Annotated in this window: 15 protein-coding genes; 9 read left to right on the top strand and 6 right to left on the bottom strand. The window is 50.6% G+C overall.

Annotated elements, in window-relative coordinates; translation table 11 throughout:
* The 8 genes from KK083_RS31765 to KK083_RS31800 form a co-directional block, all read left to right on the top strand.
* The coding region (locus tag KK083_RS31765) for a M24B family metallopeptidase (RefSeq protein WP_254170194.1) at positions 1 to 775 on the top strand (775 nt) is incomplete at its 5' end.
* 190 nt (positions 776 to 965) lie between these two features.
* Positions 966 to 1403: a tellurite resistance TerB family protein gene (locus KK083_RS31770; RefSeq protein WP_254170195.1), complete on the top strand. Its 438-nt coding sequence runs from the start codon at positions 966 to 968 to the stop codon at positions 1401 to 1403.
* A gap of 178 nt (positions 1404 to 1581) precedes the next feature.
* Positions 1582 to 2268 carry a response regulator transcription factor gene (locus tag KK083_RS31775; RefSeq protein ID WP_317195260.1) on the top strand — a complete coding sequence of 229 codons (687 nt, stop codon included), beginning with the start codon at positions 1582 to 1584 and terminating at the stop codon, positions 2266 to 2268.
* A complete protein-coding gene (locus KK083_RS31780; RefSeq protein ID WP_254170196.1) occupies positions 2265 to 3542 on the top strand; it encodes a sensor histidine kinase in 1278 nt (425 codons plus the stop codon). The genes KK083_RS31775 and KK083_RS31780 overlap by 4 nt, the downstream gene beginning before the upstream one ends.
* An 87-nt stretch (positions 3543 to 3629) precedes the next feature.
* Complete coding sequence (locus KK083_RS31785; protein WP_254170197.1) at positions 3630 to 6137, top strand: TonB-dependent receptor; 2508 nt, start codon at positions 3630 to 3632, stop codon at positions 6135 to 6137.
* A complete protein-coding gene (locus KK083_RS31790) occupies positions 6022 to 6450 on the top strand; it encodes a DoxX family protein (RefSeq protein WP_254170198.1) in 429 nt (142 codons plus the stop codon). The genes KK083_RS31785 and KK083_RS31790 overlap by 116 nt, the downstream gene beginning before the upstream one ends.
* Positions 6451 to 6459: 9 nt before the next feature.
* On the top strand, positions 6460 to 6936 hold the full coding sequence (locus KK083_RS31795; protein WP_254170199.1) for a hypothetical protein: 477 nt from the start codon (positions 6460 to 6462) through the stop codon (positions 6934 to 6936).
* 350 nt (positions 6937 to 7286) lie between these two features.
* Complete coding sequence (locus tag KK083_RS31800) at positions 7287 to 8663, top strand: SPFH domain-containing protein (RefSeq protein WP_254170200.1); 1377 nt, start codon at positions 7287 to 7289, stop codon at positions 8661 to 8663.
* Between the two features lie 220 nt (positions 8664 to 8883).
* Here KK083_RS31800 and KK083_RS31805 read toward each other — a convergent pair whose 3' ends face one another.
* From KK083_RS31805 to KK083_RS31830, 6 genes are all read right to left on the bottom strand, one after another.
* Positions 8884 to 9870 carry an MBL fold metallo-hydrolase gene (locus KK083_RS31805; RefSeq protein WP_254170201.1) on the bottom strand — a complete coding sequence of 329 codons (987 nt, stop codon included), beginning with the start codon at positions 9868 to 9870 and terminating at the stop codon, positions 8884 to 8886.
* Positions 9871 to 9968: 98 nt separating this feature from the next.
* The gene (locus KK083_RS31810) at positions 9969 to 11228 is read right to left on the bottom strand and encodes a M16 family metallopeptidase (protein WP_254170202.1); all 1260 of its coding nucleotides are present in this window, start codon (positions 11226 to 11228) and stop codon (positions 9969 to 9971) included.
* Between the two features lie 8 nt (positions 11229 to 11236).
* Positions 11237 to 12382: a type IX secretion system outer membrane channel protein PorV gene (gene porV, locus KK083_RS31815; RefSeq protein ID WP_254170203.1), complete on the bottom strand. Its 1146-nt coding sequence runs from the start codon at positions 12380 to 12382 to the stop codon at positions 11237 to 11239.
* A 29-nt stretch (positions 12383 to 12411) separates the two neighbouring features.
* Entirely contained in the window at positions 12412 to 15831 is a 3420-nt protein-coding gene (porU, locus tag KK083_RS31820) for a type IX secretion system sortase PorU (RefSeq protein WP_254170204.1), read from the bottom strand.
* A 16-nt stretch (positions 15832 to 15847) separates the two neighbouring features.
* Positions 15848 to 16522, bottom strand: coding sequence for a CDP-diacylglycerol--serine O-phosphatidyltransferase (gene pssA, locus KK083_RS31825; RefSeq protein WP_254170205.1), 675 nt, complete (start codon positions 16520 to 16522; stop codon positions 15848 to 15850).
* Positions 16523 to 16546: 24 nt separating this feature from the next.
* Complete coding sequence (locus KK083_RS31830) at positions 16547 to 17203, bottom strand: MBL fold metallo-hydrolase (protein WP_254170206.1); 657 nt, start codon at positions 17201 to 17203, stop codon at positions 16547 to 16549.
* Between the two features lie 68 nt (positions 17204 to 17271).
* Here KK083_RS31830 and KK083_RS31835 point away from each other — a divergent pair.
* Positions 17272 to 17970: NAD(P)/FAD-dependent oxidoreductase (locus KK083_RS31835; RefSeq protein WP_254170207.1), on the top strand; the 699-nt coding region annotated here is incomplete at its 3' end.

Raw genomic sequence — 17970 nt, forward strand, 5'->3', positions numbered from 1 at the left:
CCGCAAGGCTGTCCGCATCTCGTGTGCCGGCCAGCTGGAGGTGATGAAAGCCATGAAACCCGGAATGTCTGAGCGTGAGATCCAGGGCATCCATGAATATGTGTTCAAAAAATACCAGGCAGAAGACCTGGGCTATCCGTCTATTGTCGGTGCCGGGCATAATGGCTGCATTCTCCACTACATCGATAACTATAAGCCTAACATCACTTCCAAGGAGCTTATCCTGATGGACCTCGGTGCCGAATACAGGGGTTATACCGCCGACATTACACGCACCATTCCCGTGTCAGGTAAATTCTCGCCCGAACAAAAACAGATCTACGAGCTTGTGCTGAAGGCGCAGGAAGAAGCGATGAAGATCTGCAAGCCGGGAACCACCTTCAGACAGCTCACACAGGTGACGCAGGAAGTTGTGAACAAAGGATTGAAAGACCTGGGCATCATCAAGAGCGAGACCGAGAAACACCGTTACTATCCCCATGGCTGCTGCCACCACATCGGGCTCGATGTGCACGACCGCGGTGAATACAGCCAGCTGAAAGAGAACATGGTGATCACCATCGAACCCGGTATCTACATCCCCGAGCAGGCCAATTGCGATAAGAAATGGTGGGGCATAGCTGTAAGGATCGAAGATGATTACCTCATCACAAAAGACGGAAACGAGCACCTGTCCGCTTCCGCCCCGAGAAAAGTTGAAGACATCGAAGCCGCCATGAAGCTACCCAGTCCGTTGGATGACTTCATTCTGCCCGACCTCGACAAGAAAAACTAATCATATTTCTAACCCCGGTCCTATCCGGGGTTTTTTTCTATATCCCCATTCTTACTCCTTACTTCTTACTCTCCGCCTCACCCTTCTGACTACTGACTCCTGACTTCTGGCTCCTTGCTTTTCTCCCTTGCCTTAAATTCTCCAATTAATTACCTTTACAATCAGCCCAACCAAAACCCCTTTTGACATTATGAACTTCTCTGATATTCTGAACATGTTCAGGCAGGGCAAAGGCACTGCCAGAAGTCACATGAAAAACCTGATCGAGATGGCTGCCGCCGATGGCAACTTCGATGCGTCTGAAAATGAGCTGTTGAAGGTGATCGCCAAACGAAACAACATCAGCGAAGGTCACCTGAAGGATATACACAGGAACCCTCACACCATCGCGTTTGAGGTTCCGGCAGATAAGTTCGAAAAATTTTCACAGTTCTATGACCTCGTGCACATGATGTCTGTTGATAACTCGGTGCATGACGAGGAGATGAAGCTCTGCAACCTGTTTGCTGTGAAATTCGGATACCCCCGCGAAAGATCGAACGAAATGATCAAAAGCATCCAGAGCAATATTCAAAACGAGCAGACCCACGAAGAGACCTTCAAAAGGATCGAGTGGATGCTTAATTGAGAGTCCACGGACCACGGTCGACAGACCACGGCAATTGTACCTCGTACCTTCATCAAAGTGAGCAACGCTTTGAAAAAACACCTCACGGCTGTGGACAGTGGACCATCGACTGTGGACTCTTCCCCCAATCCAGCAAAATACTTCAAGATTCCTTCAAATAGCAGCTTAACTTTGCTGTATGATGAAGGTGCTGATCGTGGAAGATAACCGTGAGCTGGCAGAGAATATCCGGGGCTACCTGGCGCGCGAAGCCTGCGTCTGCGAGCATGGTTATACTTATGGCGAGGCACAGGATAAAATAGCCGCTTACCAATACGATTGTATTATTCTCGACATTATGCTGCCCGATGGCGATGGCCTCGACCTGCTGGAATTCATCCGCACGAGAAAGGCAGGCAGCAGTGTGCTGATCATCTCAGCCAAAAATGCCCTTGACGACAAAGTGAACGGACTGGAGCTGGGCGCAGATGATTACCTGACAAAACCTTTTCACCTGCCGGAGCTTCACGCGCGACTGAAAGCTATCTACCGCCGGAAAAATCTCGACGGCGATCATGTGGTAAGCTTCAATGAGATCAGCGTGAACACAGCCACCCTCGAAGCCCGTGTGAACGATGCCCTGCTCGAGCTCACAAAAAAAGAATTCGACCTGCTGTTGTATTTCCTCATCAACAAGAACCGGGTGCTCACCCGCCAGTCTATCGCTGAACACCTGTGGGGCGACTATGCAGACAACCTGGCCAACTTCGATTTTGTGTACCAGCACGTGAAGAATCTGCGCAAAAAAATAAGCGCTGCCAATGGTAAAGACTACATCGGCACCGTGTATGGACTGGGTTATAAATTCAATACCCACACCGCATGAAGCTGGTCAATAAATTTGCACTCTGGTATCTGGCCATGACCTCGTTGGTGCTGCTGGCTGGTGGCGTTATTGTTTTCAGAAGTGTGCAGCACGAGAACGACGAAGAGGAGGTGAGAAGACTGCGCGGACGTATTGAAGATGCAAGGCGAATGTTGAAAACAGGAACCAGGCCCGATTCACTTCAGTCGCCCAATATCGAAATAACAGAGATAGACCTGGCGGCGCCACGCATCCGTTTTCATGTGCGCGACACCATGGGCTGGCACTCTAAGTTTCAGGGCACGGAAAGACAGATCTGGGCAACAGCCTCCTATACCATTCATGGCCATCACTACGCCATCACGGCCAAAGATTTTGCGCCGGAGCCTGAAGAGACCCTCAGGGGAGTGGTGCTTTCGCTGAGCTGGATCTTTTTTTTGCTGCTGGTTGTGGTGGGGCTTACCAGTATTTTGATCTCGAAGAAGATCCTTTCGCCATTCAATCAGAGCCTTCGCGTGATTCAAGCTTTCAACCTGAAACAGAAGGAACCCATCCGGTTGCCCGAGACCCGCACCGATGAGTTTAAAACGCTGAATACATTCCTGGGTAAGATGACCGACAAGGCATTGCACGATTACCGGGCACTGAAAGAGTTTACGGAAAATGCGTCCCACGAGCTGCAAACACCGCTGGCCATCATCCGCGGCAAGCTCGAGCTTCTGCTCGAATCGGGTATCAGCGATGAACAGGCCCGGTTGATCCTCTCTGCGCATGAAGCCATTGAAAGATTGTCACGCATCAATCAGTCGTTGACACTGCTCACGAAGCTCGAGAACCAGGAGTATGAGCCTCACGAACCTGTAAACCTCAGTACGGCCGTACACAAGACCATTTTTTCACTTACCGAGCTGATGGAGATGAAATCCATTGCGTTGGAAACCGATATCGAAGAAAATGTTTTTGTGAAGCTTCATCCGGCGCTCACCGATATTCTGCTGACGAACCTGTTCAGCAATGCCATCCGTCACAACCATGAGCACGGTACCATCAAAGTGAAGCTGAATGCCGGCAGCCTTTCGATCCAGAACACTGGCCCCCGCCCCGGGATACCTACGGAGCAACTGTTTCAGCGGTTTAGGAAGAGCAACCAGAGCGGCGATTCCATCGGCCTCGGACTTTCCATTGTAAAACGGATCAGTGAAGTAAGCAGGTTTTCCGTCTGTTATCAATTTGAGGAACCATGGCACCTGCTGAAGCTTGATTTTACAGCGGACAAGCTTTCTGTCGCCCGTTGACCACCGTTTGTGCCCCTGCGCAGGGAACTTCAAAATTCCCTCAAAGTATGGTCCCACCTTTGGCAAGTTTATACCGTTCTGGATCATATGAAATATTACTGGTTGTCATTGTTGCTTGCATACGCTGTTCCCGGATTGTCGCAAGACAATGGTCCCGCCATTCAGGGCACCATCAGCGACGATCAGGGCAGCGTGATCCCATATGCAAGCGTGGCATTGTATGGCGGCGCAGATTCAACCATGGTGGGAGGAGCAGTCACCGATGAAGCTGGCAAATTCCGCATCAGCGCCAAACCCGGCCAATACTACCTGAAGATCTCGTTCCTGTCGTTCGAAGAAAAGACTGTCCCCGTAAATTTCGCTACACAGAATGTTGACCTGGGCACCATCACACTCCGTTCGAGCTCGCGCTTGCTGAAAGAAGTGGTTGTTACAGGAGAAAAATCGCAGATGGAGCTTCAGCTCGACAAGCGTGTTTTTAATGTCGGCAAAGACCTCAGCAACATCGGCGGCAGTGCAGCGGATATTCTTGGCAACCTTCCCTCTGTCAATGTCGATCCCGATGGCGTGGTGAGTCTGCGCGGCAGCGAGAACGTAAGGATCCTGATCGATGGGCGACCCTCGGGCCTCACCAGCCGCGACCCTGACGCGTTGCGAAAGCTGCAAGGCAATTTGGTAGAGCGCGTTGAGATCATCACCAATCCTTCGTCGCGTTATGATGCTGCGGGCGAGGTGGGCATCATCAACATCATCATGAAGAAAAACCAGCAGAAAGGTATCAATGGTACCATCACTGCCAACGTGGGCCACCCGGAGTTTTATGGAGGATCGTATACCATCAACGTGCGCAGAAAAGATGTGAACCTGTTTTCGAGTTATGGCGTGGACTATCGCAGGCGCCCGGGTCGCGGACATTCTTTTCAGCGATTCATTGGAACAGACTCGAGCTACCGCCAGGACAACGATCGTATCTCCGGCGAGACCTCGCACAACCTGATGCTGGGCCTGGATTATTTTGCCACTGACAAAAGCACGCTCACCGGGTCGTTCCTCTACAATACCGGCGATGGCATTACAAGGTCCACCACGGTGTACAGAGATTTCAAGAACGACATGCCTGAAGGTACAGTGATCCGCACAGAGCGCGAGCAGGAAGATGAAAAGAACATCGAAGGCTCCCTGAACTTTAAGCGTGACTTCAGCAAAAAAGGCCAGACGCTGACGGCCGATCTCAAATGGATCAAAAGTGTAGATAACGAGACCACCAACTATACCGAAGGCCAGGAGGGAGCAACACCAAAACTGCAATACGCCGACAACCTGGCCAACGAGGTGAACTGGCTTTTTCAGAGCGACTACATTCATCCTTTGTCGAAGGAAGGAAAATTGGAGACAGGTTTGAAAACTGCCACACGCACCATCCGGAACGAATTCCGGTTGCAGGAGCTTGATGGTGAAGGCAACTGGATCATGTTTCCGGCATACTCTAACAACCTGATCTATACCGAACGTGTGCACGCAGCTTACCTGATGGGCAGCAACCGGTTTAACAAACTTTCATTGCAGGGCGGTGTTCGCTTCGAGTACTCGGATATTACCACGGAGCTCACAGAGACGCAGGTGATCAATCCACGGAAGTATTATAATTTCTTTCCCAGCGCCAGCATCTCTTACGCCATCCGCGAAAGCAAAACGTTGCAGTTCAGCTACAGTTATCGCATCAGCAGGCCCGAGTTCCGCGACCTGATGCCTTTTTCTGATTTCAGGGATTCGCGGGTATTCTTCGTTGGCAATCCAAACCTTCAGCCTGAATATACCCACTCCATCGAGGCCGGGTATCTGCTCGACTGGAAGAACGGATCGGTGCTTTCCAGCATCTATCATCGCCACCGTTCAAATGTGATCCAGCGCATTGTTACAACCCCTGACGGTAACGACAGCACACGTATCATTATGCCCATCAACATGGCCCAGGAAAATGCCTATGGGCTGGAATTCAATCTATCGCTCAATGTGCAGAATTGGTGGAGGATCAACACCAGCGCCAATTTTTATCGCGCGATTACCGACGGCACCTATGAAGGCCACCGGTTACACAGTGATACCTACACCTGGACTACCCGCACCACTTCGCGTATCACATTTTTTAAGTCGCTGAATTTTCAGGCATCGTTCAACTACCGTGCGCCGCGCATCACACCGCAGGGAAAACAACTTTCTGTTTATTCGCTCGACCTGGCGCTTTCGCGGGATGTGCTGAAGGGCAAGGGAACGGTTACGGCAAATGTTAGCGACCTCTTCAATACGAGAAAGCGCAGATCGGTCGTTGATACAGAGGATTATTTTTCCGAATCTGTTTTTCAGGGGAGGATGCGGCAGTTTATGCTAACGTTTACGTACCGCATCAACCGTGAAAAAGAACGTAACGAAGGCAGGGAAAGGAACCGTGATGAGACGGCGGAGAGTATTAACTTTGGGCATGAGAAGAACATTAAAAACAGGATTCAACCAGCAGCACCTCGACCTGTGGCTGCTGTTGCTGAGGGTTTTGGTTACGGTATTCATGTTCACGCACGGTTTTCCGAAGTTCTATAAGCTGATGGCGGGAGGGGAGGTCCAGTTCCGTGATGTGCTTGGAATGGGGCCTGCAGTTTCATTGAGCCTCGCTGTGTTTGCCGAGGTGATCTGCTCAACGTTTGTGCTCGTTGGACTGGGCACACGACTGGCAACGATTCCGCTCATCATCACCATGCTGACGGCAGCGTTCGTCGCACATGCCGATGATCCGTTCGGAAAAAAAGAGTTGCCACTTTTGTATCTTTTTATCTATATAACAGTTTTAATACTTGGTAGCGGCAAATACTCCATCGATTTTCTGCTGTCTGTAAAGCCAAACAGTAAGAAATAATTACATGCAATGAAGGGAAGAGTGCGAAAACAAAAGTTTGTTTTCAAAGGAGATCTGAAAGACGATTCCATACTTATCGGCAGTCACGGAGATGCCAATGTGCAGGTTGAAGGGATTTTTGACCTTTCAGGTATCATTTATTGCCCCAAATATACAGTGACCATTACCGTGCGGGGCGACGGCAAAGTTGCCTTCCGCGGCAAGTGCAGCCGCATTATCGTAAAAGATATGAGTGGCAACTGCACCCTCGATCTCAGTGACGTCACCAGCAAAGAGCTCCGCTTCGAATCCGTACGTGACCAGGCCATCATCGTCACCGGAAAAACACGAGTCATCAGTCGTGCACACCTCGCAGACGAAGCTGTTCTCTACATCGCAGAAAAGCCGCTCATCACAAGCCTGCTCGTCTCCGGAAACTCAAGGATCGTCTACGGAACTATGACATCGAACGATCTTGTGAGTGAAGATTCTTTGAAAGTTGAATAGTTGAATAGTCCACGGACCACAGTCGACGGTCCACAGCCGTGAAGTTCTGAAATTCACTTTGCATACTGAAAAAGTACGAGGTACCACTTTCGTGATGTCACAATACTTACTCCTTACTCCTTAATTCTTACTCCTTCTTCTGACTCCTGGCTCCTGACTTCTGACTCCTGGCCAAGAAAAATGCCTGGTTACCTGCCGCGATCCTGAGGTATAGAATCCAAAATTTTCACGGGCATGTAGAATCTCATTCTTACACATACAAAATGCCACGGCACGCTCCGGGTTCATGGAGAAGCTGAATTTCAATCTTAGTTTATTTTTTTAAACCCTTTAACCAAAAAAACACCCCTATGCTAGGTGCATTGAGCTTTATTGGCGTATTGCTGATACTGGTTGTATTGGCAGGTTATGTTTTACGCAGCAGATTTACCAACGGACCGCTTACCATTCTTCAGGACAAGCTGAAGGTGATGGTACTGCTTGTTGCCGGTCTTGTGATGGCGATGAGCAATTCGCTGTTCTTCTACTCGCGTTTTGGTCACCAGTATTACCTGGTGTATCCTACCGGTGGATGGAGCACGGTGTTCACGTCCGGATTTAAGTTCAGGTGGTTCGCCACCATCCAGGAGTGGCAGAAAGAGATCGATATCAAAGTTGTCGGTGAAGGCGAACCCACCGAAGGCATTGAAGGTATCATCGTCGATAAAGTTGTCTTCCAGATGCCGGGTGGGCAGAAGGAGACTGTGCCTGGTATCGGCATCACGTTCATTGACCGTGTGAGCGCTGCCGTGCAGATCTCGGTGCGTATGAAGATGCCCGAAGATCCGGAAACGTTCAGGGCGCTGGCCGAGTCGTTCCGTAATCCTACGAACCTGATCAACAACACCCTGATCCCTACCATCAAGGAACAGGTGAGTAACACAGGTTACATGTTTGCAGCCCAGGATTACATTTCAGGTGCGGCAACGGATTTCAGGCAGGCCATCGACGATCAGCTGAAGTACGGAGGTTTCTCTACCGAAAGGCGTGAGTATAACGACACCATCTATGCTTCGATCCAGATCGCCGGACCGAGAACCATCAAGGAGATCAACACGCGATACAGGATCATTCGCAAAACCGACAAAGACGGCAAGCTGATCCGCATACCGCACGAGATCACCAAGAACAACATCACCGTTACGCAGGTGATCGTTGACGAAGTGTATCCCGAGCCTGCGTTCAAGCAACGCCTCGAAGCACAGCGCGATATCTCGGCTCAAAAGCGTATCGAGATGGAAAAGATCGAAACCGCCAAAGCCGAACAGCAGCGTATCCTCGCAGAAGGTGAGCGCGACAAGGCGAAAGAGCGTATGGACCAGGAGAAAGAACAGGTGAAGCAGCTGATCGCTATCGAAACGCAGCTGAAACAGGAAACCACCAAGAAGCAGCTCGCGGAGATTGCGCTGCAAACGGCGCGTCTCGAATCAGAGCAGAACCTGGTTCGCGAACGTGCACAGGCTGAAGCCAACAGATTGAAAGTGGCGGCAGGTCTTACACCACAGGAGCGCGCTCAGATCCAGAAAGAGACTGCCATAGGTGTGGCGGAAAAACTGGCCGAGCTTAAATTTCCGCAGGTATACATCGAAAGCGGAAAAGATGGCAAGAGCAACATGGGCCTCATCGAATCGCTGATCGGTGCTGAAATGGCCAAAACCATGGTGCCCGCGCTAAAAGAAAACAAGTAACAACCTCTCCCTTTTCATAAAAAGGCACCGCCTGGTCTCACGATCAGGCGGTTTTTTTTATAAGTCCACAGTTTACGGCTGTGGAGTCTTGAAAATCAGTATCGTCTTAAGGAAGTACGAGGTACGATATACGAAGTACGTCTGCGTTACATCACCGTATTCCTCCTTACTCCTTACTCCTTAATTCTTACTCCTTCTTCTGACTCCTGGCTTCTGACTTCTAATTCCCAAGCAACCCCGCAAGATCCGTGCTCCTGCTCTTCCTCACCTGCTGATACGCGATCCACCCAATGGAGAGTAGTGCAAGCGAGACGCCAATGGTTTTCACAAGCACAGGGATCTTTTCAGTGGCAGGCGGAACATACAAAACACCTTGCTCGGTGGTGATGGCGGGCTCGTTAACATAACGGCCCTGCGCGGGTACCGCAAGCTGATCGAAGTGCCGTGAAAGATTGTTAAGCTCCAGTCTCATTTCTTCACCTTGCATGGGTTTGCCATGACCTGTGGCGATCACTTCAGGATCGAGCGCTGCCAGCTTGATCACCGACAGCTTTGCCGAAGCCCAGTTGCAGGTGAAATATTTCGGAGGACCGGAAAGATGACTCAGGTGCGTGAGCGCATGCACCGCTGATTCCGCTTTAGTGGTTACAAAAGCGTCGCCGGCAATGAGCACCTTGTCTTTTTCACGGAACAGGCTAATGTGTCCGGGAGAATGTCCTGGTGTATGAATGTACTTCCATTCGGGAAGCCCTGGTATGGTATTATCGTCGGGAAGCTTGTGGATGTATTCGGATACATCGATGGGACCTTTGGGGTACAGGAACGACATATAGGCCATCATACCTCCGCCAACGGATGGGTCAGGCGGCGGATAGGAGGCTTTGCCAGTGAGGAAAGGAAGCTCCAGCGGATGGGCATACACGGGCACATCCCAATCCGTGGCAAGGGTAAGCAATGCGCCAACGTGATCGAAATGACCGTGAGTCAGAATAATGGCTGCCGGCCTGCTTGCCGTGCCGAAGATCTCTTTTGCCATATTCTTGATCGTAGGGGCTGACCACTTGAGCCCTGCATCCACCAGGGCCCATGAGCCTGACGTATCATCCTGAATGATGTAGTAGTTCACGAATGTATCTTTCCTTCCCCACACACCCGGAGCGACAGTAAATGAATTTGATAAAGTTTGTTCGATCGTTTGTTGTTCCATACCCGACAGCGTTTTTATGATGTCATCGCATAATAAAAGTATGCCTTTATGACTGACGGCAGGCGGCAATAAACGAATGTGAGGTGTGCGTAACCGAATTATCCCACAGCTATTTCAAAGAATTTTTCTTCATTGAAATATTGTTCGCTGGTTTCCATGACCTGGGCTACGCTGGTTTGCTGTACGGTGGCGATCATGCGCTGAAAGTAGTCGGCGGGCAATCCGTACAAATAAATAGCCCTCAGCTTATCGGCGTGTGCGAAAGGTGTGGTGAGCTCTGACTGCAGGCTTCCGATAAAATGATTGCGGGCAGTTTCGAGCTCGTCGAATGATATTTTTTCTTCCCGGAGGCGTTTCAATTCTTTTCTGATCTCCGAGAATGCGAGGTCAACATTTTCTTTATTCACATCGGCGCCTATCGCGAGGTAACTATCGTGGCGCAGGGGCTGAAGCGATGCATGGATGCCGTAGGTGAGTCCTTTCTCCTCCCGGATGTTCTTCATCAGGCGCGAGCCGAAGTATCCGCCGAGGATGTGGCTGACAAAAACCACTTTTGCGTAGTCGGGATGTGTGCGCAAAACTGACCTTGTTCCCATGCGGAGAGACGATTGAACGCTTCCTTCTTTTTCAATGCGCTCACTTGCAGGTTTCAGGTTCACAGGTTTTGTTTTCCCTTCCGCCACAGCGCCAGGTTTCCATTTGGAAAAGGTATCGGCGATCAGCGCTTCGTCTGTGCGGTCGAATTTTCCGGAGACAAAAACAGAAAAGTGCTGAATTCTTGTGTTAAAGTGATCGAAGAGATCTTTCTGCTGAAGGTTGTTCACGTCGCCTTCCTCGATCTCTTTCCCGTAAGGATGATCTTCTCCGAAAAGATTTTTTCTGAAATGTTTAGCGGCGAGGAAGCTTGTTTTCTCGTGATTGACTTTCAGGTTCTGAATATAGATCGACTTTGACTGTTCGAGCTCTTTCTCCGGAAACACAGGTTGCTGCAATATCTCTTGTAAGAGGCCAATGACGGGCTGCAGGTTTTTGGTAAGCGTATAAAGCGAGATCGACACCATGTCGAGCCCGGCATTCACTTCCAGGTGCGCGCCGTAGCGGTCAAACCATTGGGCTATCTCGAAGCTGCTTTTGTTCTTAGTTCCCTTCGCCAGCAGGTGCGATGTGAAATGCGCTGCACCCCACGTTGTCTCAAACCACCTTCCGGCTTTGAAGGTTAGCTCGATCTTTAAAACGTCTTGCGAGCCGCCATGAATAAAGAAGATATCCACGCCGTTCGGAAGCGACGTTTGTTGGGGTTTGATCAGATCGAAAGATGTGTCCTGTACGTAGCCCGGTGCTGATTTCCTGTCTAGCATTGAAGAGATCAATCGGTAACAGATTCTTCAGCAGGTCCGCTGTTGGGTATTTGCAACAGTATGGTGAACCGCAGGGTTTCTGCCAGGGGGTGCTCCCGCTGATTGGTAGGTACGATGTAGGCAACGTCGATCCCGAAGTTATTTCTGCGGAAGCCGGTTCCTAACGTGAGATACTTGCGGTTGCCTTTGTCTTTCGCTTCGGAGAAATAACCGAGGCGGGCTGAAAAGATCTCGTGGTACCAGTATTCAATACCTCCGGATACCATGATCTCACGCAGCTCTTCCTTGCCGCCGCCGGGAGCATCACTGAACGATCCGAACATGCCGCTGAGCAGGGTCTGGTCTCCGGGTACGCTCGGCACCAAGAGCTTGTTGAAGTCAAGCAGGAAAGTGATGGTATTGAACTGATCGAGCTGGGTATTGAAAGCGCCACCAAGCCTTAGGTTGGTAGGTAGAAAATCTTTGTTGTTATTGTCTGTATAAGAGATCTTGGCCCCGATGTTGGAGATCTGGGCACCCAGCGACAGGGTGGAATTCTTGGCACTTTGCAAAGGCTTGGTATAGTAAACTCCTACATCTGCCGCAACACTGTTTCCGGCCTGAGCGTCTTGACCCGAGAATGCTCCGGTAAGATTTGAAAAAATATACCGGCCGGTAACACCTACACCCAAATTTTCAGAAAGCATGCGTGAATAGGTGGCATCGAAAGCGGCTTCCTTCGGGTTGAAGTCACCCATAGGCTCATTGCTCTCGTTCCTGAAGCTGATCTCGCCCAGGTCAAAATATTTTAACGAAACGGCCACAGCCTGCTCGCGTGTGATCTGGTAGAAACCCGCCAGCGACGAGATCCACATGTCGTTCACGATCTTTCCAAGCCAGGGAGTGTAGGAAAAACTTCCACCGTATTTTTTATCAATGAAGGCAAGTTTGCCGGCATTCCAGTAAGCAGCGTTCGCATCAGGTGAGCTGGCAACACCAGCATCGCCAAGACCGGCATGGCGGGCATCGGGCGTAATGGTCAGGAATGGCACTGCCGTAGTGATAGCCTTTTGAGCCCCAATAAGGTCGGGAGCTGTGGGGTTGGTGTTCTGGCAATATGCGTTCCCGTAAAGGCTGGACACCGCAAGGGAAAGGAGCGCAATTCTAAGCTTCATTAATTCTTTTTTCAAGGCTGTAAAGATAATCAATTCAGGATAATAAGTTTTGTAACCTGCTCATTTTTAGAACCGTTCGTTAGGGAACGAACAATAACACGGGCTAAGTATAACCCCGCCGACAGTTTTTTGTCGAAACCATCCGCGTTGCTCAGTTCCAGTAAATTAACCCGGTAATCGCTGGCAGGGATCATCAATTCGCCACTTTTTACGGTTTCGCCCGTCATCGATTGTATAAATACCTGTGCCTGAAGGTCGTCACCGGAGCGGTTGTGGGTAAAGAACAATGTGGTGCTTTCCCGGAAAGGATTGGGGTAATTTCCGAACGATTCGATCACCAGGTTTTCGCTTCCCGTGACCACAAACTCGATGGAGGCTTCGGCGCTGTTGTTGAAAATATCCCATGCTTTTACGGTAAGAGTGTGCCTGCCGGGAGCGAGGCCTTTGATGGGATACCGGATCCAGCCCGAAGTAGGGTCGTCTATATTGGCGACATAGTGATCATTGAGAATGTAACTCGCCGCATCGCCGTCAAGGGTGGCAATGATGCTGTTGCCGATGCCGTAACCGGAAATATTGATGCCGTTGTTGTCGCGGAGGTTCGCCACCAGATAGGTATCGGGGGGAACAATGCCGCCACTGGCAAAAGTAGTGTCGCTCATGAATAACCTGATCATGGGAGCGCTGTTGTCGGGTGCTACGTCTGTTTCGGTTTCGCCGATCTTGAAGTCAACGTCAGCCCCACTCGCGTCCTGGTGTGTTTCAGGGTCTGATGCATACAGGCTGAATTTTCCTTCCGCCACCTGGTAGGCAATGTTTTTGGGCATCATGAAGCTAAGCTCGAACTGCCCTTCTTTGACGGTAGCCCTGCCGCGGAAGAGGGCGTTGCTCCATTGCTTGTACGTAAACGCAGGATTGTTCTTGCCGATGGTGGTGTAAGAGGTCTGTTTATCGTACAACGTTACTTCTACTGTGCCATTGAATGATGTGATCCTTTTGCCACTGAAATCTCTCACCTCTCCCTTGGCGATCACCGTGGAGAGCGCTTTCAGGGTGTCTGATCCCTTTGCCGTAGCCAGCGACGTGATCTCCACCGTGTTGGAGGGCAGCGCCAGGCTCAGGGAAGGATCGCACAACAGTGAAAAGTTACGGTTGGCAACGCCGCTGGTGCTGTTGTTCTTGGTTTTTCTGAACACTTCACCGATAGACAGGTACACGTTGCCATTGTGTTGGAACAATGCCTCGTAAAATGCCTGGTTCAGGTTGAAGTTGGTGGTGGCATTCACAGGCCTTGCCGTGGTCACCAGCCCTATCACGCCACCTTTTTGGCGGATCACGGCACGTTCGGCGCCTGAGATGATCTTGGGGTCGTCGTGCCGGCCGAACTCGCAGGTAGCCGTAACGAGAAAAGGATAGAGGTCATTATCCAGTTTGCCGATCTGTGTGTTGTTGAAAAAATCTTCGTCGGCCCACTGCCTCGTAGATCCGTGCCCGGTGTAGTTGATGATGAGCGTTCCCTCATCGAATGAACGGATCACATCTTCTGTTAAAGCGGGGGTGAATTCACCGTTGGGCTGTACGGTCTTGGTGTAGCTGCCCATGAAGAGCTTCCGCGTATCGGCGCCGGCACCGAGCCCTTCGATGTATTCCGCCAGCTGGTTTGCCTGGTATTGATGCAGGCTTGTGAAACCGTCGTCGCCGCTTCCGTCGTCGGCAACAAAAGCGATGCGTTTACGCCAGTAACCCAGCGCTTTCCGGTTGGTGTCATAGTCGATGATCTTGTCAATCATATTCCTGGCCTCCTGCACAGATCCTGCAGGCAGCCGGCCTACACCGATGTCGAGCGTGTGGTTCTGCACCGGATCTTCTCCCCAGTTGCCTTCTGAGTCTTCCAAAAATCCGAAGTAATCATCTGACGAGAAGGTCTGCAGGGGATGCAGCGAATTCCTCGATTCGTAGGTGATCACATAGTTGGTGTTTTGCGGCACCCGGTCCTTGAAATCATACGAACCTTTACCGAACAGCAGCAGCGCCTTCAGATTGGATGAATTGACGTTGTAGCGATACTTTACAAAATCGCGGATCGCAGAAACGTCCTGTCTTCCGCTGGAGAACTCATTGAAGATCTGTTCGGGTGTGACCACTTCAACGCTCCAGTTGCTGAACGAGCGCCGGTGATCGGCGAGGCGTTGTGCCTCTGCTTCGAACAGCGGATGTGCAACAATGATCAGGTTGGGTGTGCTCTGCCCGCGAAGATCCTGGTTCGGCACCCTGGCAACGAAGACGGGCGCCGGTACTTTGTTGTTGAATACGATGAATTTTTTCAGATAACCCGTTGCCGTGGTAAAGGTGGCCACTTGGTTGCTCAGTGAGTAGGCTTGTAATTTGACGTTGGCCGGATCGGTAATATCCCAGATGCCGCCGTCAGGAGGAACGCTGCTCACCTCAAACTTCGAAGAAGTATTTTGAAGCGACTGCTCCGACAGAAAAACAGTCTGGTCATTATAAAGCGCAAGCTTCCGTTCAAAGCTGATCAGAAAAAAATCCAGCGCTCCGTCTGAGGTGCCCTCGCCTTCCATGAACTGGTATTTGATCTGCTGCGATGCCTTTGTATCGGCACCAACACCTGACGATGTAAGGTTGATGGTATCTCTCCTGTGAATGCCTTTTGCGGCGTACCGGCTGTTGGTGAGTGGAGGCACAAATTGCTCGGCCACCGCTACGTTGTTCATGAATACCTTGAAAGAGGCATTGCTATACGATTGCCCCAATACATCCGAGACGATCTTGAACGGTGAGCCGCTGGTGATGCCGGCTGCCGTAAACGAGAAGGTGTGCTCATTGGTATCTCCACCGAATTTTTCACCAAACCATTCGCGACCTGAATGCTCCACGCTGAACTCGTCTTTTTCGTAATAAGTGAAATCGTTGAAGGTATTGATGAGGGGCGCATTGGTGGCCAGGTCTTCCGATGTCTGCATGCGTTTGCCGGCATCTTCCGCCACGGTTAAGAAGTAGAAATTTTTATCGCTGTAAAGATTGTTCTGAAATGAAAAGATATGACGTTTGGTATCATAAGCACTTTTATCAGGACCTTCTGCATAGAAGAGGATAAAATCGTTGCGGTCAAACCTGCCGTCGCCAGCGCCACTGATGAAGATCGCGTTCTCGCGCAGGCCAACGTGGCGCGCGCTGTTGTTCGGCTGCGGCAGCATACCTCCGCCATTGCCGTAGATCCTGATCTTCGACGGATCTGTTTTGCCGGGGTCGACCCCCATTTTTTTCAACAGGTCGAAGTTGATCTTGTAAACACCGTCGCGTTCAACAGAAAGTTTGTACCAGCTTCCGGTATGAAGCCCGGGCGCCTGAGTTGATTGGGCGGGTAACAGGTGGGAGGCACCTGTAATAATGGCCAAAACGGCCCATTGTATGGTTTTGAAGCGGATCAACTGAGGGGGATTTTGGTTAACCTGAAAGCGCTTTATCCCCTAACGATAAAACTATGTACAATATTATGATCAGAGGGATGGCCAGCACCTGAAGTATTGCCAGCAGTAATACCGAGAGGATCAGAAAGGTAAACCTGACCCTGTTCTCGGCCCATTTAAAGTTTTTGAATTTCAATGCGAAGATCTCGATCCTGGAAACGAGCAGGAGGGAGAATACGATGGTAATGGCGATGAGCATCCAGGGCTGGTATAACCAGTCACCTACCTGCGGCCGGATCAGGGGCAGCGAAGTGATGAACAGTGAATTGGCTGGCGTGTTCAGGCCTTTGAATGAATCGCGCTGTGTTTCATCTACGTTGAAGATGGCGAGCCTTACGGCCGAGAACACCGCGACCAGGAAGCCGAGGTAGGGTAGCAGGTCTGAAGTGGTGGTGGTACCGATGAGCTTGTACATCACCATGGCGGGAAGCAGGCCGAAGCTGATCACATCCGCCAGCGAATCGAGCTCTTTGCCGATGGGCGACGCCACCTTGAGCATCCGTGCAGAAAAGCCATCGAAGAAATCGAAGAGGCAGGCTGCCCACACGAAGTACGCCGCCGGTACGCCGCGATCTTCCAGCAGAAATACGATACCAAGGGAACCACACAGCAGGTTGCAGCAGGTGAGAAGATTCGGAAGATTTTTTTTCATAGATCAGTCAGGCTCCGCTGCAGGCTATAGTTTTACATTGGCTACTGCACAGAACGGATTGGTGCGCTTTTCGAAACCAATGGTGGTTGCGGGACCGTGGCCCGGATATACTTTCACATCATCTGGCAAGGTGAAAAGTTTTTGGTGAATGCTCGCGATCAGCGTATCGAAATTTCCGCCGGGAAGGTCGGTTCTGCCAATACTGTTGTAAAAGAGCACATCGCCACCGATGAGAACCTTGCTTTGTTCGTTGTAAAAGGCAACGTGGCCCGGAGAATGCCCGGGAACGAAGATCACTTTCAGCTCCTGGTTGCCGAACTTCACAATCTCACCCTCTTCTAGGTAAGCATCGGGCAACGCTTCGTGGTATTGAACCATGCCATAATTTGGCGCGATGACCTTTTGTGCCCGCAGCACACGTTCTTCCACGGCATGGATCAGCAGCCTGGTGTTGTACTTCTCCCTGACAAAATAATTGCCCAGCACATGGTCTACATGGCAGTGTGTGTTGAGCAGTAACTTTACATGGAGCTCCTGCTGTGCAATGAAATCCACCAGCTCGTCTCGCTCCTCCTGATCGTAACATCCGGGATCCACAACGACGCAGTCTTTGGTCTCATCGTATAACACGAAGGTATTCTCCTGAAAGGCGTTGAAAACGAAAGACTGTATCGAGATCATGTTAAAATTTCTGTCAAAAATAGGGGGCTTTTTTGCATCAGCCCAATTATTTACCTCATTTTTAGCCCGTGAAAGATCCTGACCTGCTGGATTATATTATTGTTGGGCAAGGGCTTGCAGGTTCTGCGGCGGCCATGCAGCTGATCGCGTTAAGCCGGCGGATCCTGGTGATCGACGAAGGTGATAAAAACACGTCTTCGCGTATTGCGGCGGGCATGTTCAATCCCGTAACCGGTAAGAACCCCGTTAAAACCTGGCTGGCTGATGAGCTCTTCCCATACCTGCACCGGTATTATAAGGAAGCGGAGCGGCTAACCGGCGCAAAGTTCTTCTTTCCCATGCCCATGTACAGGCCGTTTGTTTCCGTGGAGGAACAAAACGAATGGATGGGGAAGAGCGCCGACGCAGCGTATACGAACTACATTGAATCGGTCTATGCTTCACCGCAGTATCAGGGTGAGGTGAATGACCCGCTCGGGGGCCTGATGCTGAAACAATGCGGTTACCTGAACACAATTTCATACCTGAAAGCGGTGCGGGAATACATTGCGGCCAATGGACTGATGCAAGAAGGATTTTTTGATGAAAATGCGTTGCGCCTGGAGCACGACGCAGTGGAGTATAAGGGTTTCCGGGCTAAAAAGATCATTTTTTGCCAGGGGCACAGCGGTGGCGCGAACAAATGGTTTACAGGTTTACCTTTGAGACCGCTGAAAGGAGAGACGCTGACAATAAAAACCGGGTGGAAAAAACACGTTATCCTGAAC

This window comes from Chryseosolibacter histidinae (genome assembly GCF_018598225.1).
In the GTDB taxonomy this organism is placed as follows: Bacteria; Bacteroidota; Bacteroidia; order Cytophagales; family Cyclobacteriaceae; genus Chryseosolibacter; species Chryseosolibacter histidini.